The organism is Kribbella voronezhensis (assembly GCF_004365175.1).
Classification (GTDB): domain Bacteria; phylum Actinomycetota; class Actinomycetes; order Propionibacteriales; family Kribbellaceae; genus Kribbella; species Kribbella voronezhensis.
In genome coordinates this window covers 3,523,400-3,541,958 of record NZ_SOCE01000001.1, presented here as the reverse complement: position 1 = coordinate 3,541,958, position 18,559 = coordinate 3,523,400, and the positions used below count along the sequence as shown (strand labels likewise).

Annotated in this window: 15 protein-coding genes; 11 read left to right on the top strand and 4 right to left on the bottom strand. The window is 67.7% G+C overall.

Annotated elements, in window-relative coordinates:
- Positions 1–45: 45 nt before the first annotated feature.
- Both EV138_RS16290 and EV138_RS16285 read right to left on the bottom strand, forming a co-directional pair.
- On the bottom strand, positions 46–1,494 hold the full coding sequence (locus tag EV138_RS16290) for an NAD(P)/FAD-dependent oxidoreductase (RefSeq protein ID WP_238158169.1): 1,449 nt from the start codon (positions 1,492–1,494) through the stop codon (positions 46–48).
- A 45-nt stretch (positions 1,495–1,539) separates the two neighbouring features.
- Entirely contained in the window at positions 1,540–2,022 is a 483-nt protein-coding gene (locus tag EV138_RS16285) for an Lrp/AsnC family transcriptional regulator (RefSeq protein WP_133979773.1), read from the bottom strand.
- 145 nt (positions 2,023–2,167) lie between these two features.
- Here EV138_RS16285 and EV138_RS16280 point away from each other — a divergent pair, with 145 nt between their 5' ends.
- Genes EV138_RS16280 through EV138_RS16260 form a run of 5 tightly spaced genes read left to right on the top strand, consistent with a single transcriptional unit; the run spans position 2,168 to position 7,634 of the window.
- Positions 2,168–3,355 carry a polyamine ABC transporter substrate-binding protein gene (locus EV138_RS16280; protein ID WP_133979772.1) on the top strand — a complete coding sequence of 396 codons (1,188 nt, stop codon included), beginning with the start codon at positions 2,168–2,170 and terminating at the stop codon, positions 3,353–3,355.
- 2 nt (positions 3,356–3,357) lie between these two features.
- Positions 3,358–4,524 carry an ABC transporter ATP-binding protein gene (locus tag EV138_RS16275; RefSeq protein ID WP_133979771.1) on the top strand — a complete coding sequence of 389 codons (1,167 nt, stop codon included), beginning with the start codon at positions 3,358–3,360 and terminating at the stop codon, positions 4,522–4,524.
- On the top strand, positions 4,524–5,426 hold the full coding sequence (locus EV138_RS16270) for an ABC transporter permease (RefSeq protein ID WP_133979770.1): 903 nt from the start codon (positions 4,524–4,526) through the stop codon (positions 5,424–5,426). The genes EV138_RS16275 and EV138_RS16270 overlap by 1 nt, the downstream gene beginning before the upstream one ends.
- Complete coding sequence (locus EV138_RS16265; protein ID WP_133979769.1) at positions 5,423–6,232, top strand: ABC transporter permease; 810 nt, start codon at positions 5,423–5,425, stop codon at positions 6,230–6,232. Before EV138_RS16270 ends, EV138_RS16265 begins: the two co-directional genes overlap by 4 nt.
- On the top strand, positions 6,222–7,634 hold the full coding sequence (locus EV138_RS16260) for an NAD(P)/FAD-dependent oxidoreductase (protein ID WP_133979768.1): 1,413 nt from the start codon (positions 6,222–6,224) through the stop codon (positions 7,632–7,634). Before EV138_RS16265 ends, EV138_RS16260 begins: the two co-directional genes overlap by 11 nt.
- Here EV138_RS16260 and EV138_RS16255 read toward each other — a convergent pair.
- Positions 7,631–9,010, bottom strand: a complete 1,380-nt coding sequence (locus EV138_RS16255; protein ID WP_133979767.1) for an aspartate aminotransferase family protein — start codon at positions 9,008–9,010, stop codon at positions 7,631–7,633. The genes EV138_RS16260 and EV138_RS16255 overlap by 4 nt on opposite strands.
- A gap of 197 nt (positions 9,011–9,207) precedes the next feature.
- On the opposite strand from EV138_RS16255, the gene EV138_RS16250 reads away from it, so the two are divergent.
- Entirely contained in the window at positions 9,208–10,641 is a 1,434-nt protein-coding gene (locus EV138_RS16250; protein WP_133979766.1) for a gamma-aminobutyraldehyde dehydrogenase, read from the top strand.
- 47 nt (positions 10,642–10,688) lie between these two features.
- On the opposite strand, the gene EV138_RS16245 is transcribed toward EV138_RS16250, so the two are convergent.
- The gene (locus EV138_RS16245) at positions 10,689–11,771 is read right to left on the bottom strand and encodes a glycoside hydrolase family 172 protein (RefSeq protein WP_133979765.1); all 1,083 of its coding nucleotides are present in this window, start codon (positions 11,769–11,771) and stop codon (positions 10,689–10,691) included.
- Between the two features lie 175 nt (positions 11,772–11,946).
- Between EV138_RS16245 and EV138_RS16240 the strand changes: the two genes are divergently transcribed.
- The 5 genes from EV138_RS16240 to EV138_RS16220 all read left to right on the top strand — a co-directional run bounded on the left by EV138_RS16240 (position 11,947) and on the right by EV138_RS16220 (position 18,552).
- Positions 11,947–14,604, top strand: a complete 2,658-nt coding sequence (locus tag EV138_RS16240; protein WP_133979764.1) for a hypothetical protein — start codon at positions 11,947–11,949, stop codon at positions 14,602–14,604.
- Positions 14,601–15,485 carry an N-acetylglucosamine kinase gene (locus tag EV138_RS16235; RefSeq protein ID WP_133979763.1) on the top strand — a complete coding sequence of 295 codons (885 nt, stop codon included), beginning with the start codon at positions 14,601–14,603 and terminating at the stop codon, positions 15,483–15,485. The genes EV138_RS16240 and EV138_RS16235 overlap by 4 nt, the downstream gene beginning before the upstream one ends.
- A gap of 11 nt (positions 15,486–15,496) precedes the next feature.
- A complete protein-coding gene (locus EV138_RS16230) occupies positions 15,497–16,174 on the top strand; it encodes an N-acetylmannosamine-6-phosphate 2-epimerase (RefSeq protein WP_238158168.1) in 678 nt (225 codons plus the stop codon).
- 109 nt (positions 16,175–16,283) lie between these two features.
- Entirely contained in the window at positions 16,284–17,660 is a 1,377-nt protein-coding gene (gene ngcE / locus EV138_RS16225; RefSeq protein ID WP_133979761.1) for an N-acetylglucosamine/diacetylchitobiose ABC transporter substrate-binding protein, read from the top strand.
- Position 17,661: 1 nt separating this feature from the next.
- On the top strand, positions 17,662–18,552 hold the full coding sequence (locus EV138_RS16220; protein WP_133979760.1) for a carbohydrate ABC transporter permease: 891 nt from the start codon (positions 17,662–17,664) through the stop codon (positions 18,550–18,552).
- Positions 18,553–18,559 lie beyond the last annotated feature (7 nt).

The window sequence follows — 18,559 nt, the reverse complement described above, 5'->3', positions numbered from 1 at the left end:
TCCAGCACCTCGATCGTGGGCCACTCTCCACCGAAGAACGACTGATCAGCCGCCGAGCAGAGGCCTCATCCAGCGGGCGATGCGGCTTTCGCGGCCGGTCAGTCGTTCTTCGGTGTCGGCCAGTGTCATCGCGCGCAGACCAGCGTTTATCCCCAGCCAGCGAAGCGGTTCCGGCTCCCAGGGACGCGAGCGGTGGCCCACCCAGGGAAGCCGGGTGAGGTCGGTGTCGCGGCGAAGAATCAGATCGGTCAGCGTGCGACCGGCCAGGTTCGTGGTCGCGACACCATCGCCGACATAGCCGCCGGCCCACGCGAGCCCGTTACCGCGATCGAGACCGACCGACGCGCACCAATCCCGCGGTACGCCGAGCGGCCCGCCCCAGGCGTGCGTGAACTCCACGCCGTCCAGCCCGTCGAACATGTCCCGCAGCGTGGCCCGCAATCCGGCGAACACCCGCGGCGCGTCGTCGTACGACGGCCGGATGCGCGACCGGAAGTGGTACGGCGCTCCGCGACCCCCGAAGGCGAGGCGACCGTCGGCCGTGCGCTGGCCGTAGATGATCAGGTGCCGGTGATCGCTGAACGTCGGCCGCCCGGCCAGCCCGATCCGCTCCCAGACGACGTCGGACAACGGCTCGGTCGCCACCATCAGTGAGTACACCGGTGCGACGGTCCGCACCTGGCCGGCCAGCAGCGGCGTGAAACCCTCGGTCGCCCGGACGACCACCTCAGCCCGCACCACGCCGTACTGCGTGATTGCGCGGCCCGGCTCGATCGCGGTCACCGGCGTGTGCTCGTGGATCACGCCACCGAGTCGCTCGACGGTCGCCGCGAGGCCGCGGACCAGCCGGCCGGGGTGGATCGCGGCGCAGTGCGGTGTGAATGTTGCCCCGAGCACCTTTTTCGCGCGGACCTGGGTGGCGACCTCGTCCGGTTCGAGAAAGCGCAGGTCGCCCGGCCCCCACTCGTGGGCTTCGGCCACTTCGGCGCGGGCGCGAGCCAGCTGGGCCGGGGTTCGCGCGAGGACGATCGTGCCGCCCTTGTGGTAGTCGCAGTCGATGTGCTCCGCAGCGGTGACCAGGCCGATCTCGTTGACGGTCGCCTGCATCGCCCAGTGCATCGCCCGGGCAGCCTCACGGCTGGATCCGGGCAACGAGGCAAGGCGTTTTGTCGACACCGGGAACAGCGCCGAGCACCAGCCGCCGTTACGTCCGGAAGCACCGAACCCGGCTGTCTCCGCTTCCAGGACCACGATCCGCAACTTCGGATCGGCCTTCAACAGGTAGTAGGCCGTCCACAGGCCGGTGTAGCCGGCGCCGACGATCGCGATGTCGGCGGTCCGGTCTCCCGGTAGCGCGGCCCGGTCCAATCCCGCGCCGGGGACGGCGTGACCGAAGGCGCCGGAGGCAAGGATCGGTCGTTCGACAGCAGGATCGCCGGCGGCCCAGAGCGGGACACCGGCGGCAGTTCCACGCCGGCTCAGCGCACGCCCCACGAGCAACCGCAGTTCAGCTCAGCGCATGCTTCAGCGGGTTTCATCTCAGCGCACACCCCATGAGTAGGTCTGTTTCACCAGTTTGAGGTACACGAAGGTTTCGGTCACCTTGACGCCGTCGATCTGCCGGATCCGGTCGGACAGCACCCGGAGCAGGTGTTCGTCGCTCTCGCAGAGCACCTCGGCGAGCAGGTCGAAGGAGCCGGCGGTGATCACGACGTACTCGATCTCGTCCATCGCGGCGAGCTTGTCGGCGATCGGCTCCAGCGCGCCCTCGGCCTTGATCCCGATCATCGCCTGCCGGGCGAAGCCCAGCTCGAGCGGATCGGTGACCGCGACCACCTGCATCACGCCGGCATCGGTGAGCCGCTGGACGCGTTGCCGGACGGCGGCCTCGGACAGCCCGACCGCCTTGCCGATCGCGGCGTACGACTTGCGGCCGTCCACCTGGAGCTCGCGGATGATCGCCTTCGCGGTGTCGTCGAGCAGGCCCTGGGACCTGTCGGGCGTGGGGTTGCGTCCGGTCACAGCGTCGATCCTGTCAGCGTCACGGGGCGTAAGCAACCTGTGGTACCGGATTCCGTTGCGAACTACGGCCTCGGCTACGGAATCCCTTGTCTTCGGGCAGTCCCTTTGACAGTATCGCCCGCGAAGCTGCTCAGCAGGAGGCCCGATGCGCACCCAGCCCGTCAAACGCCGGACCGTTCTGCGCGGCCTGGGCATGTCCGCGCTGGGGCTGACCGCGGGTGGGACGCTGGCCGGCTGCGGCATCCCTGCCGCCAAGCAGTCGGCGGACAGTTGCCTGAGTACCGACCAGTCGGCCGAGCAGAAGACACTGATCTTCTCGAACTGGCCCAGTTACATGGACGAGTCGGACGAGAAGGTGAACGGGCAGACCGTGCTGCCGACGCTGGTCGAGTTCGAGAAGCGCAGTGGCATCAAGGTCACCTACACGCCGGACATCAACGACAACGCCGAGTTCTACGCGAAGATCCGCGACCAGTTGGGCGCCTGCCAGCCGTGCGGCCGGGACATCATCGTGCTGACCGACTGGATGGCTGCCCGGACCGTCGGCCTGGGCTGGATCCAGAAGCTCGACCACAGCAAGATCGCGAACGTCGACAAGCACCTGCTCAAACAACTCCGGGCGCCCGGCTGGGATCCGAACCGCGACTACAGCGTGCCCTGGCAGACCGGCCTGACCGGGATCGCCTACAACGCGAAGTTCACCAAACAGGTCGGCAGCTTCGCCGATCTGCTCAGCCGGCCGGACCTGAAGGGCAAGGTCACCTTGCTCTCGGAGATGCCGGACACGATGTCGTTCATGCTCAAGCTGACCGGCGCCGACCCGGCGAAGTTCAGCGACGCCGAGTGGAGCAAGGCGCTGGAGAAGCTGCAGGGCTACGTCGGCACCGGACACATCCGGCGGTTCACCGGCAACGACTACGTGCAGGACCTGAACGCGGGCAACATCGTCGCCTGCGAAGCCTGGTCCGGTGACGTGCTGGCGCTGCAGGCGGACAATCCGGACATCAAGTTCGTCGTCCCCGAAGAGGGGCTGGCGATCTGGTCGGACAACATGCTGGTGCCGAACAAGGCGAGCCACAAGGCGAACGCCGAGGCGCTGATGAACTACTACTACGACCCGGAGGTCGCGGCCACGCTGGCTGCCTGGGTCAACTACATCTGCCCTGTCGAGGGTGCGCAGCAGGCGATGGAGAAGATCGACCCCGACCTGGTCGAGAGCCCGCTGATCTTCCCGGACTCCGCGACGCTGGAGAAGTCCACCGGGTTCATGGCCCTGGACACGGCCAAGGCGAAGCTCTACGAAACCGACTTCAACCTCGCGATCGGCGGCTGACGATGACCTCGACGACCTCAGCGACAGCGGCGACCCCGAAGGCCCCGGCACCTTCCAGCGACCTCGTGCTGTCCGGAGTGAGCAAGCAGTTCGGTGCCTACCACGCCGTTCGCGACCTCGACCTGACCGTGCCGGAGGGCGCGTTCTTCGCGCTGCTCGGTCCGTCCGGCTGCGGCAAGACCACCACCCTGCGGATGGTCGCCGGGCTGGAGGAGCCGACCACCGGCACGGTCAGCCTGGGTGAGCAGGACATCACCCGGCTCCGCCCGTACAAACGCCCGGTCAACACGGTCTTCCAGAACTACGCGCTCTTCCCGCACCTCGACATCTTCGAGAACGTCGCCTTCGGCCTGCGCCGGCGTGGTGTCAAGGACGTCAAGCAGCAGGTCGGCGAGATGCTCGACCTGGTCGAACTAGGTGCCTTCGGCAAGCGAAAGCCGAACCAGCTGTCCGGTGGCCAGCAGCAACGGGTCGCGCTGGCGCGGGCGCTGATCAACCGGCCGCAGGTCCTGCTGCTCGACGAGCCGCTCGGTGCCCTCGACCTCAAGCTGCGCCGGCAGATGCAGATCGAGCTGAAGCGGATCCAGACCGAGGTCGGCATCACCTTCGTGCACGTGACCCACGACCAGGAAGAGGCCATGACGATGGCCGACACGATCGCGGTGATGAACGCCGGCGTGATCGAGCAACGCGGTACTCCGGCCGAGCTCTACGACCTGCCGGCCACCACGTTCGTGGCCAACTTCCTCGGTCAGTCGAACCTGGTCCGGGCAGCGATCATCGGCAAGGCCCACGAGCAACTGGTGGTGGACGTCCACGGCAGCAAGGTGACCGTGCCGACCCCGCGCTGCCGCGTCACCGAAGGCGAGGTCTGGATGGGGATCAGACCCGAGAAGGTCTTCCTGGCCCCGGCGGGCGCCGAGCAGAACGGCAATGCACTCCGCGGCGCCACTGTGACCGACGTCAGTTACGTGGGCGTGAGTACGCAGTACCTGGCTCGAATGCCCTGGGGCCAGGAGTTGACGGTGTTCGAGCAGAACACGGGTGCCCGTGACACTCTCAGGGTCGGCGATCCGGTCGACCTGCATTGGCAGCCGGCCCATACCTTCGTGCTGGACGCAGCGCAGGACGCGCTGGCCGGTGTCGAAGACATCGCGGACGACGCCTGATGAGCGCGCTCGGTCACCTGAGTACTCCGGTCACCCCCGAACCGGTGGCGGCGCGCAAAGGCGGCCGCCGGCGTACGGCGTACCTGCTGCTGCTTCCCGGTGGGCTCTGGCTGATCCTGTTCTTCGTCGTGCCGCTGGTGTCGTTGGTCGCGGCCAGTTTGTACGACCCGAACGGCTCGATCGAGGCCGGCTTCCGGATGACCTGGAGCTTCCACAACTACGTGGACGCGATCGCCGACTACGCCCTGCCGCTCGGGCGCTCGCTCTGGTACTCGTTGCTCACCACCGCGTTCTGTCTCCTGCTCGGCTTCCCGCTGGCGTACGCGATCGCGTTCAAGGCCGGCCGGTGGAAGAACTTACTGCTGGCGCTGGTGATCGCGCCGTTCTTCACCAGCTTCCTGATCCGCACACTGTCGTGGAAGCTGCTTCTCGGCGACAACGGGATCGTGGTCGATGTCCTGAAGGCCGTGCACATCCTCGGCTCCGACGGCCGGTTGCTGGCCACCACAGCGGCAGTGGTCACGGGTCTGACGTACAACTTCCTGCCGTTCATGGTCCTGCCGCTCTACGCCAGCCTGGAGAAGATCGACCACCGGCTGATCGAGGCGGGCAGCGACCTGTACGCCAGCGCGTTCACCACCTTCCGCACGGTGACGTTCCCGCTGGCGATGCCCGGCGTCGTGGCCGGGACGCTGCTGACCTTCATCCCAGCGGCCGGTGACTACATCAACGCCCAACTGCTCGGCACGCCGAAGCAGCGGATGATCGGCAACGACATCCAGCGGCTGTTCGCGGCCGGGGCGTACCCGACCGCCGCCGCGCTCTCGGTGACGCTGATGGCCGCGATCACCGTGCTGGTGCTGTTCTACGTGCGCCGCGCCGGGACGGAGGAGCTGGTATGACGACCGTCGGCCGCTGGATCGGGCGGCACCTGATCCTCTTCATCGGACTGCTGGTGCTGCTCTACCTGTTCGCGCCGATCTTCGTCGTGATCCTGATGTCGTTCAACGCGCCGAAGAGCAAACTGTCGTACACCTTCGACGGTTTCACCCTGCACAACTGGGCGCATCCCTGTCAGCCGTTCGGCTTGTGCGACGCGGTCAGTACGAGTCTGCGGATCGGCCTGGTCGCCACTGTCATCGCGACCACGCTCGGCACGCTGATGGCGTTCGCGATGGTGCGACACCGCTTCCGCGGCCGGGCCGCGACGAACCTGTTCATCTTCCTGCCGATGGCCTCGCCCGAGATCGTGCTGGGGTCGTCCCTGCTGGCCCTGTTCGTCTCCGGCGGCCTCGGTGGCCGGCTCGGCTTCTGGACGATCCTGATCGCGCACGTGATGTTCTGCCTGTCGTTCGTCGTCGTCACGGTCAAGGCGCGGCTGTCCGGGATGGACACCCGGCTGGAACAGGCGGCGATGGATCTCTACGCGACCGAGTGGCAGACGTTCTGGCGGATCACCTTCCCACTGGTTTTCCCCGGCATCCTGGCCGCCGCGCTGCTCAGCTTCTCGCTGTCGTTCGACGACTTCATCATCACCAACCTGAACGCCGGTCGGACGGTGACCTTCCCGATGTTCGTGTGGGGATCGGCGCAGCGCGACATCCCGCCACAGATCAACGTGGTCGGTACGGCGATGTTCCTGCTCGCGCTGGTCCTCGTCCTCGGTGGCGAGCTGACTCGTCGTCGCCGGGCGTCCCGTGCCCGCTGAAGCTGGAGCTGGAGCTCGACGGACGCTCGCCGAACAGGCGCTGGCCGACGCGAAGCCGGCCGTCTTCTGGCTCGACGAGCCCGGCCCCGACCCGCGCGACCCGCTCCGCGGGGACGAGAAGGCAGACCTGGCCGTGGTCGGTGGCGGCTACACCGGGCTGTGGACAGCGCTCCGGGCGAAGGAGCGGTACCCCGAGCTGGACGTCGTCGTACTGGAAGCCTCGACCTGCGGCCACGCCGCCAGCGGTCGCAACGGTGGCTTCTGCGATGCCAGTCTGACCCACGGGCACGGGAACGGCCTGGCGCGCTGGCCCGAAGAGCTGGACGCGCTCGAGCGACTCGGGATGGCGAATCTGGAGGCAATCGGCGCCACCATCACGCAGTACGGGATCGACTGCCACTGGGAGCGGACCGGTGAACTGACAGTCGCGACCGCGCCGCATCATCTCGACGAGTTGGCCGAGGAAGTCGCAGTACGGCAGGCCGTTGGTGAGAAGGTCGAGTTGCTCGGCCAAGCCGCAGTACGCGCCGAGGTCGACTCGCCGACGTACCTGGGTGCGTTGGCAGCACCATCCCGTACTGCGCTGGTCGAGCCGGCTCACCTGGTCCGGGGGCTCCGGCGGGTCTGCCTCGACCTCGGCGTACGGATCTACGAGAACACGCCGGTGACCGGATTGCGGTCAGGGTCGTTGCTCACGGCAACCGGTGAGGTGCGAGCTGACCGGATCGCCCTCGCGTCCAACGCATTTCCCTCCTTGCTGCGAAGACTCCGGCCATTTACCGTGCCTGTCTATGACCTCGTGCTGATGACTGAGCCCTTGTCTGCGGAGCAGTTGGCGTCGATCGGCTGGCGGCATCGTCAAGGCATCGGTGACGCGTCGAACCTCTTCCACTACTACCGGCTGACCAGGGACAACAGGATTCTCTGGGGTGGCTACGAACCGCTCTACTCGTTCGGCAGCAAGATCCACGAGTCGCTGGAACAGCGCGACCCGATCCACACCATGCTCGCCCAGCACTTCTTCACCACGTTCCCGCAGTTGGAAGGTCTTCGCTTCACCCACCGCTGGGGCGGCGTGATCGACACCAGCACCCGCTTCTGCGCCTTCTTCGGTACGGCGTACTCCGGCCGCGTCGCCTATGCACTCGGCTACACCGGACTCGGCGTCGCGGCCACCCGCTTCGGGGCCGACGTGATGCTCGACCTGCTGTACGACGAGGACTCCGAGCGCCGGCGACTCCGGATGGTCCGCGAACGACCGCTCCCGTTCCCGCCCGAGCCGCTGCGGTACGCCGGCATCCGGCTGACCAAATGGTCGATGGCCCGCGCAGACGCTCACGCGGGCCACCGCAACCTCTGGCTGCGAACCCTCGACCGGCTCGGCCTCGGGTTCGACTTCTAGAGCTTGGTCTCCGCCTCGACCAGGACCGCGCGGAGGATCTGCTCGATCTCGTCGAAGTGCGACTGGTCGCAGATCAGCGGCGGGGAGAGCTGGATGACGGGGTCGCCACGGTCGTCGGCGCGGCAGTACAGGCCTGCGTCGTACAGCGCCTTGGACAGGAAGCCGCGCAGCAGCCGCTCGGACTCGTCGTTGTCGAAGGTCTCCTTGGTGCCCTTGTCCTTGACCAGTTCGATCCCGTAGAAGTACCCGTCGCCACGGACGTCGCCGACCAGCGGGAGGTCGAGCAACTTCTCCAGCGTCGTACGGAACGCACCCTCCGTGTCCCGTACGTGCTGGTTGATGCCCTCACGCTCGAAGATGTCGAGATTCGCGAGTGCGACGGCCGCGGAGACGGGGTGACCCCCGAAGGTGTAGCCGTGGGCGAAGGAGGTGGTGCCCTGCAGGAACGGCTCCATCAGCCGGTCCGTGGCGATCATCGCGCCCAGCGGTGCGTAGCCGGAGGTGAGTCCCTTCGCGCAGGTGATCATGTCCGGCTGGTAGCCGTACCGTTCGGCGCCGAACATGTGACCGAGCCGGCCGAAGGCGCAGATCACCTCGTCGGAGACGAGCAGTACGTCGTACTCGTCGCAGATCTCGCGGACCCGCTCGAAGTAGCCGGGTGGTGGCGGGAAGCAGCCGCCCGCGTTCTGGACCGGCTCGAGGAAGACGGCGGCCACGGTGTCGGCGCCCTCGTTCTCGATCGCGACGGCGATCTGGTCGGCGGCCCAGCGGCCGAACGCTTCCAGGTCGTCGCCGTGCTGGGGTGCGCGGTAGAAGTTCGTGTTCGGGACCCGGAAGGTCGACGGGACCAACGGCTCGAACGGCGCCTTGAGCTCGGGCAGGCCGGTGATGGACAGCGCGCCGTGCGTGGTTCCGTGGTACGCGATCGCGCGGCTGATCACCTTGTGCTTGGTGGGTTTGCCGGTCAGCTTGAAGTACTGCTTGGCCAGCTTCCACGCGGTCTCGACGGCCTCGCCGCCACCGCTGGTGAAGAAGACCCGGTTCAGGTCGCCCGGTGCGTAGCCGGCCACCCGCTCGGCGAGCTCGATCGCCTTCGGGTGCGCGTACGACCACAGCGGCATGAAGGCCAGCTCGGAAGCCTGCTTGGCGGCGGCCTCGGCGAGCTCGGTGCGGCCGTGCCCCAGCTGACTGACGAACAGGCCGGCCAGACCGTCGAGGTACCGCTTGCCGCCGGCGTCCCAGATGTAGGCGCCGTCGCCCCGGACGATGACCGGGATCTCGGCGGTCTGGTAGCTCCCCATCCGGGAGAAATGCATCCAGAGATGGTTGCGGGCGGACTCCTGCAGACGGGCTAGGTCGGCGGCGTCGGAGGTCATGTGGGTTCCTCTTCTCGGGCTGGCCGTAGGCCGCCATCTTCTCCCGGGCAATGCTTCTTGACAAGTGATTTCGCACTCAGAAGGCCCCTCGCCTGCCCATGTCGACGGTTGAAACGCCGAAGACCTACCGATTCCGTCGTGGCGGGCGCTAGGCTCGGCCTTTGTCGAGGCACCCGAGCGCAGAGACAAGGACCGTCATGGCTGACCAGCAGACCTTCGCGAACCTCGTGGACGGCAGAACCGTCGGCGCCCGGAGCGGCGCGAGCTACGACGTGGTGAACCCGGCGACCGGTGAGGTCTACGCGCAGGCCCCGCTGTCCGGACCGGAGGACGTCGACGAGGCGATGACCGCCGCCGCCCGTGCCTTCGAGTCGTGGCGGGACACCACTCCCGCCGAGCGGCAGCGGATGATGCTGAAGATCGCCGACGCGCTGGAGACGCGGTCCGAGGAGTTCACGAAGGTCGAGAGCGAGAACACCGGCAAGCCGTTGGCCCTCACGGCTTCCGAGGAGTTGCCGCCGTGTGTGGACCAGTTGCGGTTCTTCGCCGGCGCGGCCCGGTTGCTGGAGGGGCGGTCGGCCGGTGAGTACCTGGCCGGCCATACGTCGTACGTACGGCGTGAGCCGGTCGGCGTGGTCGGTCAGGTGACGCCGTGGAACTACCCGTTGATGATGGCGATCTGGAAGATCGCGCCGGCCCTTGCCGCGGGCAACACCGTGGTGCTCAAGCCGAGCGACACCACGCCGGCGTCGACGGTGCTGCTGGCGGAGTTGTGCAACGAGTTCCTGCCGCCCGGCGTACTGAACGTCGTCTGCGGCGACCGGGACACCGGCCGCGCGCTGGTGGACCACGACATCCCGCAACTGGTCGCGATCACTGGGTCGGTGCGGGCCGGGATGGAGGTCGCGTCGGCTGCCGCCCGGAAGCTGAAGCGGACGCATCTCGAACTGGGCGGCAAAGCGCCGGTGGTGGTCTTCGACGACGCCGACCTGGACGCCGCGGCCGAGGCGATCGCCGGTGCAGGGTACTTCAACGCCGGGCAGGACTGCACTGCCGCGACCCGGGTGCTCGCCGGCCCGCGGATCCACGACGACTTCGTCGCCGCGCTGACCGAGCAGGCCAAGTCGACGACGACCGGGCAGCCCGACGACGACGTTGCCTACGGAGCGTTGAACAACGCCGACCAGCTCAGCCGAGTGAGCGGGTTCATCGATCGCCTGCCCGACCACGCCGAACTGCAGACCGGCGGTTCAGCGGTCGGCGACCGCGGCTACTTCTACTCCCCGACCGTCGTGTCCGGCTTGCGGCAGACCGACGAGGCGATCCAGGACGAGATCTTCGGCCCGGTCATCACCGTGCAGCGCTTCTCCGACGAGGACGAGGCACTCCGCTGGGCCAACGGCGTCGAGTACGGTCTCGCCTCCTCGGTCTTCACCCGCGACCACGGCCGCGCGATGCGAATGGCTCGCCGCCTCGACTTCGGCTGCGTCTGGATCAACACCCACATCCCGATCGTCGCCGAAATGCCCCACGGCGGCTTCAAACACTCCGGCCACGGCAAAGACCTGTCCATGTACGGCCTCGAGGACTACACCCGCATCAAACACGTCATGTCCAACATCGAGGTCTAGACGACCGCCTCCACTCTCTTCGACGCTACCTAATCGAACATCGAGGTCTAGATGACTTCGAGGTAGTCCTTTTCGGGGAGTGTTGGGAAGGGGGCGTGGGGTTCGGTTTGGTACCAGTACGTCGTGGAGGCGAGGTCGTCCTGGAGTTGGAGGAGGCGGCCGTCTCGGCGCCAGCCGAGGGCCTGGACCGTGACGCGGAGGTCCTGGGTGAAGCGGATGGTGTCGGCGATGTGCCAGCGGTAGAGGCCGAAGCGTTGCTGGTTCCTCATGAGACCGTCGGGCTGGATCACCTGCGGCATGCCCAGATACGGCGTGGTGAAGGGCGTGTAGGCATCTTGGTGGATGAAGCCCCACGCGCCGCCGAAGTAGTCCTCGGTGCCGGTGCCGCAGATCGTCGGGTACTCCTCGTCCCCGTCGAGATAGAACTTCACCTCGCCCTCTCCCCACCACCCGGTGTTGTTGCAGCCCCAGGCGAGATACGTACCGACGTACTGGCCCTGTCCCCGCACGCCGTCGAGCAACGTGTGCACCTCGCCGTAGGGGACCGGGTTGCTGCGGCGGAACTGCGCGTGGAAGTACGCCAGGTCGTCCGGCACGGAGGTCTTGACGTAGTCGAGCTGGTAGAAGAGTTCGCTGATGTCCTCGTCGAGCAGGTTCTCCACCGTGATCCGGGCGCCGGCGCGGAACGGCATCTGCCAGTAGCTGTTGAAGCCGCCGGACGGGTTCACCGCGATCGGCACCGAGCTGACCTGACTGTGCTCGCCCCAGCCACTGCAGAAGAAGTCACCGATCGGTACTTCGATCGACGGCGTCTCCTCGTCGTCCCAGTAGGCCCGCAGGATCACCGAGCGCCAGTGGATCTTGTTGAGCGTCATCCAGATGTGCGTGATCGCGCCGGAGCCCTCGATCTCCGCCAGCGTGGTGGTCGACCCGGCCGGTAGCGGCAGACAGGGCGACATCTTCCACCCCGGTCCGAGCTCACGCGCCTGCCGCGAGAACACCCCCTCGGTGGCCCGAGCGCCGCCGCCCTTCGAGCCGTCCCGGTTCTCCGCGCTGATCGACCAGGTCGTCGCATCCGACAGCCGCGCGAGATTGCCCAGCTGGACGTCGAGTCCGTTGAAGTCACCCATACCCAGCGACCCTATGACGGCCGGTACGCCGATCGACCGTCCTCGGCGACCCGCGCGGACCAACCACGGGCTGACCACGTGAAGTGGTCTACTCGGTTTGCTTTACCCACCGCATCCAGCCCGCCACAGTAGGGCCATCGAGGCAGACCGCAGAAGGCCGAGGTTCGACGTACCGATGACCGCTCACCTGCCCGTCGCTCTGATCGGTGCGGCCGGCTCGTTCACCGCCGCGCTCGACCAGACCGGGGTCTCCTTCGACCGGTACGACGAACTCGCGGCCGCCGACCTCACGCAGTACGGCGTGCTGATCGTGCTCGCCGCGAGCTATCCCGAGCCGGCCGAGCTCGACACGACGACGATCGAAGCCTTCACCCGAAGCGGCGGCAAGGCATATGTCGAGTTCGCCACCGACGACACCGGCTTCCTGCCCGCCGCCGAGGAGATCCGGATCGCGCACACCGAGCGCATCTTCAGCCCGGGAACGCTCCGCGGCCTGGAACCGCTGAGCGTGCTCGACGAACACTCCTCCCGCGCGCAAGTGGTCAGCGCGCCACCGGACGCAACCGAACTCCTCACCTACGGCAATGTCGCCGGCACCCACGTCGCGGTCTTCGGCCCGCCCGAGAAGACCTTCCCGGCTCTGCTGAGCATCCCGAAGCAGAACGGCACGTTGCTCTACGCAACGACCCCGCTGAGCCACTGGATCGAAGGCAGCTACAAGCCCGTACGCCGTTGGTGCCGCTTGCTGCAGGCAATCGTCGCCGAGCTCACCGGCGCCGACCTTCCCGACGAGGTCGAGGTCTTCACCGAGCCGCGGGTCTGGGTCGCGTCGGGAGAGCCGGTCAAGCTCGTGGTCCGCTCGACCACCAAGCCGGAGTCCGACCTGGAACTGATCGAGACCACGCCGGGCCGGTTCGAGTCCGAACCGCACTACCTTGCCGACGGCACCCATTCCTTCGCGGCCGGCGGCGAGCAGACCACCGTCGAGGTCGGCCCCCGCGACCAGCGCTACCGACGGATGGTCGACCGTGGCATCGCCTGGTTCGACCGGGCCGGCATGTTCTACGACCAGCCGGACGGCTCGAAGGGCGTCGCGGAGGGTTTCTCCAACGAGATCGGCCTGGACGGCAAGCTGCCGTTCCGGCCGGTACCGCGCGGCGACTGCTTCACCCAGGTCGCGCACGCGTTCCGGATGTACGCCGACCTGGCCGGCTTCCCGCGCGGCCGGACGATCGCGGACAACCTGATGCGCCTGGTCGTCGAGGAGGAGCAGCTCACCGATCGCAATGCTCTGTTCGGCAGTTTCGAGCCGCGGGGTGCGCGCACCGACCTGACCGGCACCAACAACCTGTTCGCCGACGACAACGGCTGGATCTCGCTGTTCGCGCTGATCTCCGGTGACACCGAGGCCGGCCTGCGGGGTGTGGAGGCGCTGATCCGGACGGCAAGTGCCGAGCTCGGCCTGCAGGTCGACCCGTGGCGAACCCCGTCGACACTCCTGGTCAAAGGCTGGGACGAGATCTCCCGTTCGCCGATCCCGGACGGCCTGGACCTCACCTCGCATTGGCAGAGCTCAGCCCAATGTGCCTATCTGTACGCGTACGGCATCACCGGCGAGCAGCGCTACCTCGACGTCGCCACCCGCGGCCTCGACCACATGGCGGGCCACCACCCGAGAGCCCGGCTGGAGACGAGCCGCACCTGCGAGGCAGGGCGATTCCTGCTGCCGCTCGCCGGCGCCTACTACTACACGAAGAAGCCGCTGTACCTCGAAACGCTGCGCTCGTTGGGGGAATACCTGAAGAGCCGCCAAGGCCCGGACGGCGGCTTCGCAGAGTGGGACGGCAAATGCCCGCCGAGCAACGAGGCGTACGGCGTCGACGAGGCCTCCATCTTCCAGGCCAACGGCGACCCGGTCACCGATCAGCTCTACGGGACGCCGTTCGCAGCTTGGGCGCTACCGGTCGTGCACCGGATCACCGGCGAGGAGATCTTCGGCGAGCTGGCGAACGGCGTACTGGACTATCTCTCCCGGATCCAGCTCGACACCGGCGACGAGCAACTCGACGGGGCGTGGCAGCGCGCCTTCGACTTCGACGCCTGGGAGTACTTCGGCTCCAACGCCGACCTCGGCTGGGGCCCGTACTGCGTGGAGACAGGCTGGTCGGTCGCGCCCAGCCTGATCGGCGCGATGCTGCACCTCACCGGCGGGACGTTCTTCCCGCCGCCCCCTGAGCCCGGCGCCGGCCGGTCCGACCTGGCCGCGACGGTCCGGGCGGATTTCGACGCGATCGCAGCGGGCCGGCCGGCGTCGGCAACCTTCTCCCGCCGGACCGACGGCCGGATCGTCCGCGATCAGGGCAGCGCGCGAGCTGTGCTCGGCGACCTGATCGCCGCCGGCGAGCCGGTCTGGGCCCGCAACGAACCGGCCCGGTCGGTCGAGATCTACGTCCGCGGCGCGGACGACCACCTGCACCACACCTACCTGGACGACCGGACAGGTCAGGGCCGTTGGCAACGAATCGGCGACCTCGAACTCGCCGACGATCCGGTGGTCGCCTTCAACCCCGGTGCCGACGCCGTCGAGATCTACGTGCTGGGCAAGGACCGGCACATCCACCACTGCTCGATGATCGACGTCCGCGGCGGCCACACCCCGTGGGAACAGGTCGGCACCCTGCATTTCCAGGGCCCACCGGCGGTGATGTACGACGAACAGCTCGGCACGGTGCGCCTGGTCGCCAACGACATCGCCGGCCAGGACCGGCGGACCCGGAAGGTGAACCGCTGGCATCTGCCCTGGCAGGACTACTCGCACTGGATCACCGCATGATCCGGCTGGCGGTCGACGGGGGTCAGTCAGCACTCAGACTTCGAGTGGTCGACGACGGCCGGACCGGCACAGGACCCGGCTACACGCATTCCAGCAGCGTGCAGGGCATGCTCGACGCCATCAGGACGGCGGCGGACGATGCGGGCGTGACCGAGCCGGCCGAAGTCGTCGCCCTCGGCTTGACCGGCTTCCCGCCGGATCCGCCGGCGGCACGCCTGTTGGCCGCGGGGATCGCGAAAGCTCTTGCGGCCAAGGAAGTCCGGCTCACCCAGGACATGGTGACGGCGCACGCCGGCGCACTCCCCGGCGGGTACGGCGTAGTCGTTGCCGCAGGCACCGGATTGGTCTGTCTCGCGGTCGATCGGGACGGTTCGTGGCACAAGATCGACGGCCACGGGTATCTCTTCGGTGATGCCGGGAGCGCCTTCGCGATCGGCCGGGCGGGGCTGGTCGCAGTACAGCGGGCCCGGGACGGCCGCGGGCCGGAGACGCTGCTGGCCGAGACGTCGCTCGATCCGGTGAGTCTCTACCCGTCGCCGACCCTCGTCGACGACGTGGCCCGCTTCGCGCCCGCCGTACTGCGGTGTGCGGCCGAGGGAGATGCGGTGGCGCGCGACATCGTCGTACGGGCTGCTGGTGACGTCGCCGAGACGATCGCGACGGGAGTCCGGCTCACGGCAGGGACCGGTCAGGTCCCGGTGGCTTGTATCGGCGGGCTGTTCCGCGGCAGCGGTGAGCAACTGCTCGGGCCGCTGCGAGACGCCCTGCCACCGCGGGCCGACCTGGTGGCCGCGGCCGGGAGCTGCCTCGACGGCGCGGAACGGCTGGCGACCGGTCCACCCGGTCCGTACGCCGGCCTGATCGTCACCTACCGCTCATGAAACAGGAACCCATGATCACTTCTGATCTTCTTCGGCCCGGCTCGCTGGTGGTCTCCTGTCAGGCCGGTCCTGGCAACCCGTTCCACTCGCCCGAACCGATGGCGCTGATGGCCAGGGCCGCCGAAGCCGGCGGGGCGGCCGCGATCCGGGCGAACGGAGCTGCCGACGTCGCCGCGATCAGGGCGGTCACCCGGCTGCCGATCATCGGCCTGAACAAGCTCGGCGATCCCGGCGGCGTCTTCATCACCCCGACGTTCGAGTCGGCCGTGGGCATCGTCGAGGCCGGTGCCGACCTGATCGCGCTGGACGGCACCTTGCGCCCGCGGCCGGACGGCGCCGAGCTGGCGAACCAGATCGACCGGATCCACCGCGAACTCGGCGTACCGGTACTGGCCGACGTGGACAGCCTCGAGGCCGGTCTCGCCGCCCGGGAGGCGGGGGCCGAACTGGTCGCCACCACCTTGTCGGGGTATACCAATGGCCGGACCCCGGGCGGACCAGACGTCGAGCTGGTCCGCCAACTCGCGGCCAAGCTGGACTGCCCGGTCGTTGCCGAAGGCCGGATCCGTACGCCGGAAGACGTCCGCGCCGTGTGCGAAGCCGGTGCGTACGCCGTCGTGGTGGGCTACGCGATCACGAATCCGATGGACATCACCGCCCGGCTGGTCGGCGCGATTCCCCGCCGCTAGCCCAAACAAGTGGTCTAGTCCATCTTCTCGAACCCGGTCGAATCCTCTTCCGCTCCCACGGCACGCGGCGCGACCATGGCGCAACTCCCCCTGAGATAGGACGCGAAAGATGAGTACAGACGGCAAGGTCGAGCGCCGCACCCTCCTCCGCCTCGCGCTGGCGGTCCCCGCCGCGGGCGCGCTGGCGTCGTGTGCCAAGCCGGCGAGCAAGGCTGCCCCGGCCGCGCAGGCCGGCAGCAAGGTGGACGGTGCGAAGGCGCTGGAGTTCTTCAACTTCGACGGCGGCTACGGCAAGGCCTGGACCCAGCTGCCGCTCGACCTGTACCGCCAGGAGTTCCCGAAGGCGGACGTGAAGCTCACCAGCGGCCAGAAGCTGCAGCAGCAGTTGCAGCCGCGGTTCATCCAGGGCGACCCGCCGGACCTGATCGAGAACGTCGGCCTGGACGCGGCCGCGCTCGCCTCCCAGAAGCAGTTGATGGACATCGGTGCGCTGCTCGACATGGACGCCTACGACCAGCCCGGCCTGAAGGTGAAGGACACCCTGCTGCCAGGCGTCGCGGAGGCCGGCCGGTACGACGGCGTGAAGTACGAGATGCCCTACGTCTTCGGGGTGGCCGGGATTTGGTACAGCCAGCCGCTGATGGACAAGCACGGCTGGACCTACCCCAAGCACTGGGACGAGATGCTCGCCCTGTGCGCGGAGATCAAGAAGGCCGGCATCGCGCCCTGGACCTACCAGGGCAAGTTCCCGGGCTATCTGACCAGCCCGATGCTGATGACGGCGTACAAGGCGGCCGGGCCGGATCTCAAGAAGAAGATCGACAACCTGGAGCCGAACGCCTGGCGTGACCCGGCGCTGATCGCGGCGGCTGAGGGCTACCAGGAACTGGCGAGCAAGGGCTACCTGCTGGAAGGCTCGCAGGCCCTGTCGCACACGCAGTCGCAAACCTACTGGGCGCAGAGCAAGGCCGTGTTCATCCCGTGCGGTGGCTGGCTGGAGAACGAACTCGGCGCGATCGCACCGAAGGACCTGGGGATGACGATGGTCCCGGTGCCCGGCTTGTCGTCGGCCGACAAGGCTCCCTTCGAGACCGTCACCGGCGGACCCGGCGGTGCGCTGATCGTGCCGGCCCAGGCGAAGAACCCGCAGGGCGGCATCGAACTGCTGCGGATCATCACGTCGAAGAAGTGCATGCGCAACTTCACCGAGCTGACCAAGTCGCTCAGCGTGGTCAAGGGCGCCTCGGACGGCGTCGCACTGTCGTCGGCGAACAAGTCGATGCAGAAGGTGATCGACGAGGCCGGCACGAACATCTTCCTCGACTGGTCGTTCCGCCTTTGGTACAAGAAGCTGCTCGACAACTCCGACAAGGCGATGGCCGCGCTGATGAACCGCGAGGTCACCCCGGACGAGTGGAGCAAGCGGATGCAGAAGTTCGCCGACGAGACGGCCAAGGACCCGTCGATCAAGAAGTTCCACGCCTGACATGCACCACGGCAAGTACAGGTTCGTCCTCAGCCTGCTGCTGGTTCCCGTCGGCCTGTACGCGGTCTTCGTCATCTCCCCTTACCTGCAGGCGTTCTCGATCGCGCTGACCGACTGGCAGGGAATGACGGCCGAGTCCCATTTCATCGGCTTCGACAACTTCGTGAAGCTGTTCCACGACCCGGTGTTCTGGACCGCGCTGCGGCACAACGTGTTCCTGCTGGTCAGCATCCCGTTGGTGATCGTGTCGCTGTCGCTGTTCTTCTCGGCGATGCTGAACTACCAAGGCGGCGTACCGGGGTCGAGGATCTACAAGGTCGTCTACTTCTTCCCCAGCGTGCTGTCGATCGCGGTCGTCGGGGTGCTCTGGCAGTTCGTCTTCGAACCACGCAACGGCCTGCTGAACGGGTTCCTGCAGGCCGTCGGCCTGGGCGACCTGCGACAGATCTGGCTCGGCGACGGCAAGACCGCCCTCGGGTCGATCATGGCGGTCGTCGTGTGGGGCGGGGTCGGCTTCTACGTGGTGCTCTTCACCGCCGCGATGAGCGCGATCCCGAAAGACCTGTACGAAGCGGCGTTGCTGGACGGCGCCGGACCCTGGCAGTCCTTCTGGCGGCTCACGTTGCCGCTGATCTGGGGCAGCGTGCAGGTCGCGATCGCGTACCTGGTGATCGGTGCGCTGGACATGTTCGCCCTGGTCCAGGTGCTGTCGGTCGGACCGGGCGGGCCTGACGACGCGACCCAGGTGATCTCGCTCTACATGTACACGAACGCCTTCACCTACGGGAACTTCGGCTACGCCGCCGCGATCGGTGTCGCCCTGTTCGCGATCAACCTGATTCTCACCCTGCTGACGTTCCGGCTCACCCGCCGCGAGCGGGTCGAGTACTGAGGGGGAA

Bases quoted from the DNA above. Each gene is read 5' to 3' on its own strand.
- EV138_RS16265 (WP_133979769.1), top strand. From the start codon at position 5,423: ATGACGACCGTCGGCCGCTGGATCGGGCGGCACCTGATCCTCTTCATC.
- EV138_RS16220 (WP_133979760.1), top strand. From the start codon at position 17,662: ATGCACCACGGCAAGTACAGGTTCGTCCTCAGCCTGCTGCTGGTTCCC.
- EV138_RS16235 (WP_133979763.1), top strand. From the start codon at position 14,601: ATGATCCGGCTGGCGGTCGACGGGGGTCAGTCAGCACTCAGACTTCGA.
- ngcE (WP_133979761.1), top strand. From the start codon at position 16,284: ATGAGTACAGACGGCAAGGTCGAGCGCCGCACCCTCCTCCGCCTCGCG.
- EV138_RS16250 (WP_133979766.1), top strand. From the start codon at position 9,208: ATGGCTGACCAGCAGACCTTCGCGAACCTCGTGGACGGCAGAACCGTC.
- EV138_RS16280 (WP_133979772.1), top strand. From the start codon at position 2,168: ATGCGCACCCAGCCCGTCAAACGCCGGACCGTTCTGCGCGGCCTGGGC.
- EV138_RS16240 (WP_133979764.1), top strand. From the start codon at position 11,947: ATGACCGCTCACCTGCCCGTCGCTCTGATCGGTGCGGCCGGCTCGTTC.
- EV138_RS16230 (WP_238158168.1), top strand. From the start codon at position 15,497: ATGATCACTTCTGATCTTCTTCGGCCCGGCTCGCTGGTGGTCTCCTGT.
- EV138_RS16275 (WP_133979771.1), top strand. From the start codon at position 3,358: ATGACCTCGACGACCTCAGCGACAGCGGCGACCCCGAAGGCCCCGGCA.
- EV138_RS16255 (WP_133979767.1), bottom strand. From the start codon at position 9,010: ATGACCTCCGACGCCGCCGACCTAGCCCGTCTGCAGGAGTCCGCCCGC.
- EV138_RS16270 (WP_133979770.1), top strand. From the start codon at position 4,524: ATGAGCGCGCTCGGTCACCTGAGTACTCCGGTCACCCCCGAACCGGTG.
- EV138_RS16245 (WP_133979765.1), bottom strand. From the start codon at position 11,771: ATGGGTGACTTCAACGGACTCGACGTCCAGCTGGGCAATCTCGCGCGG.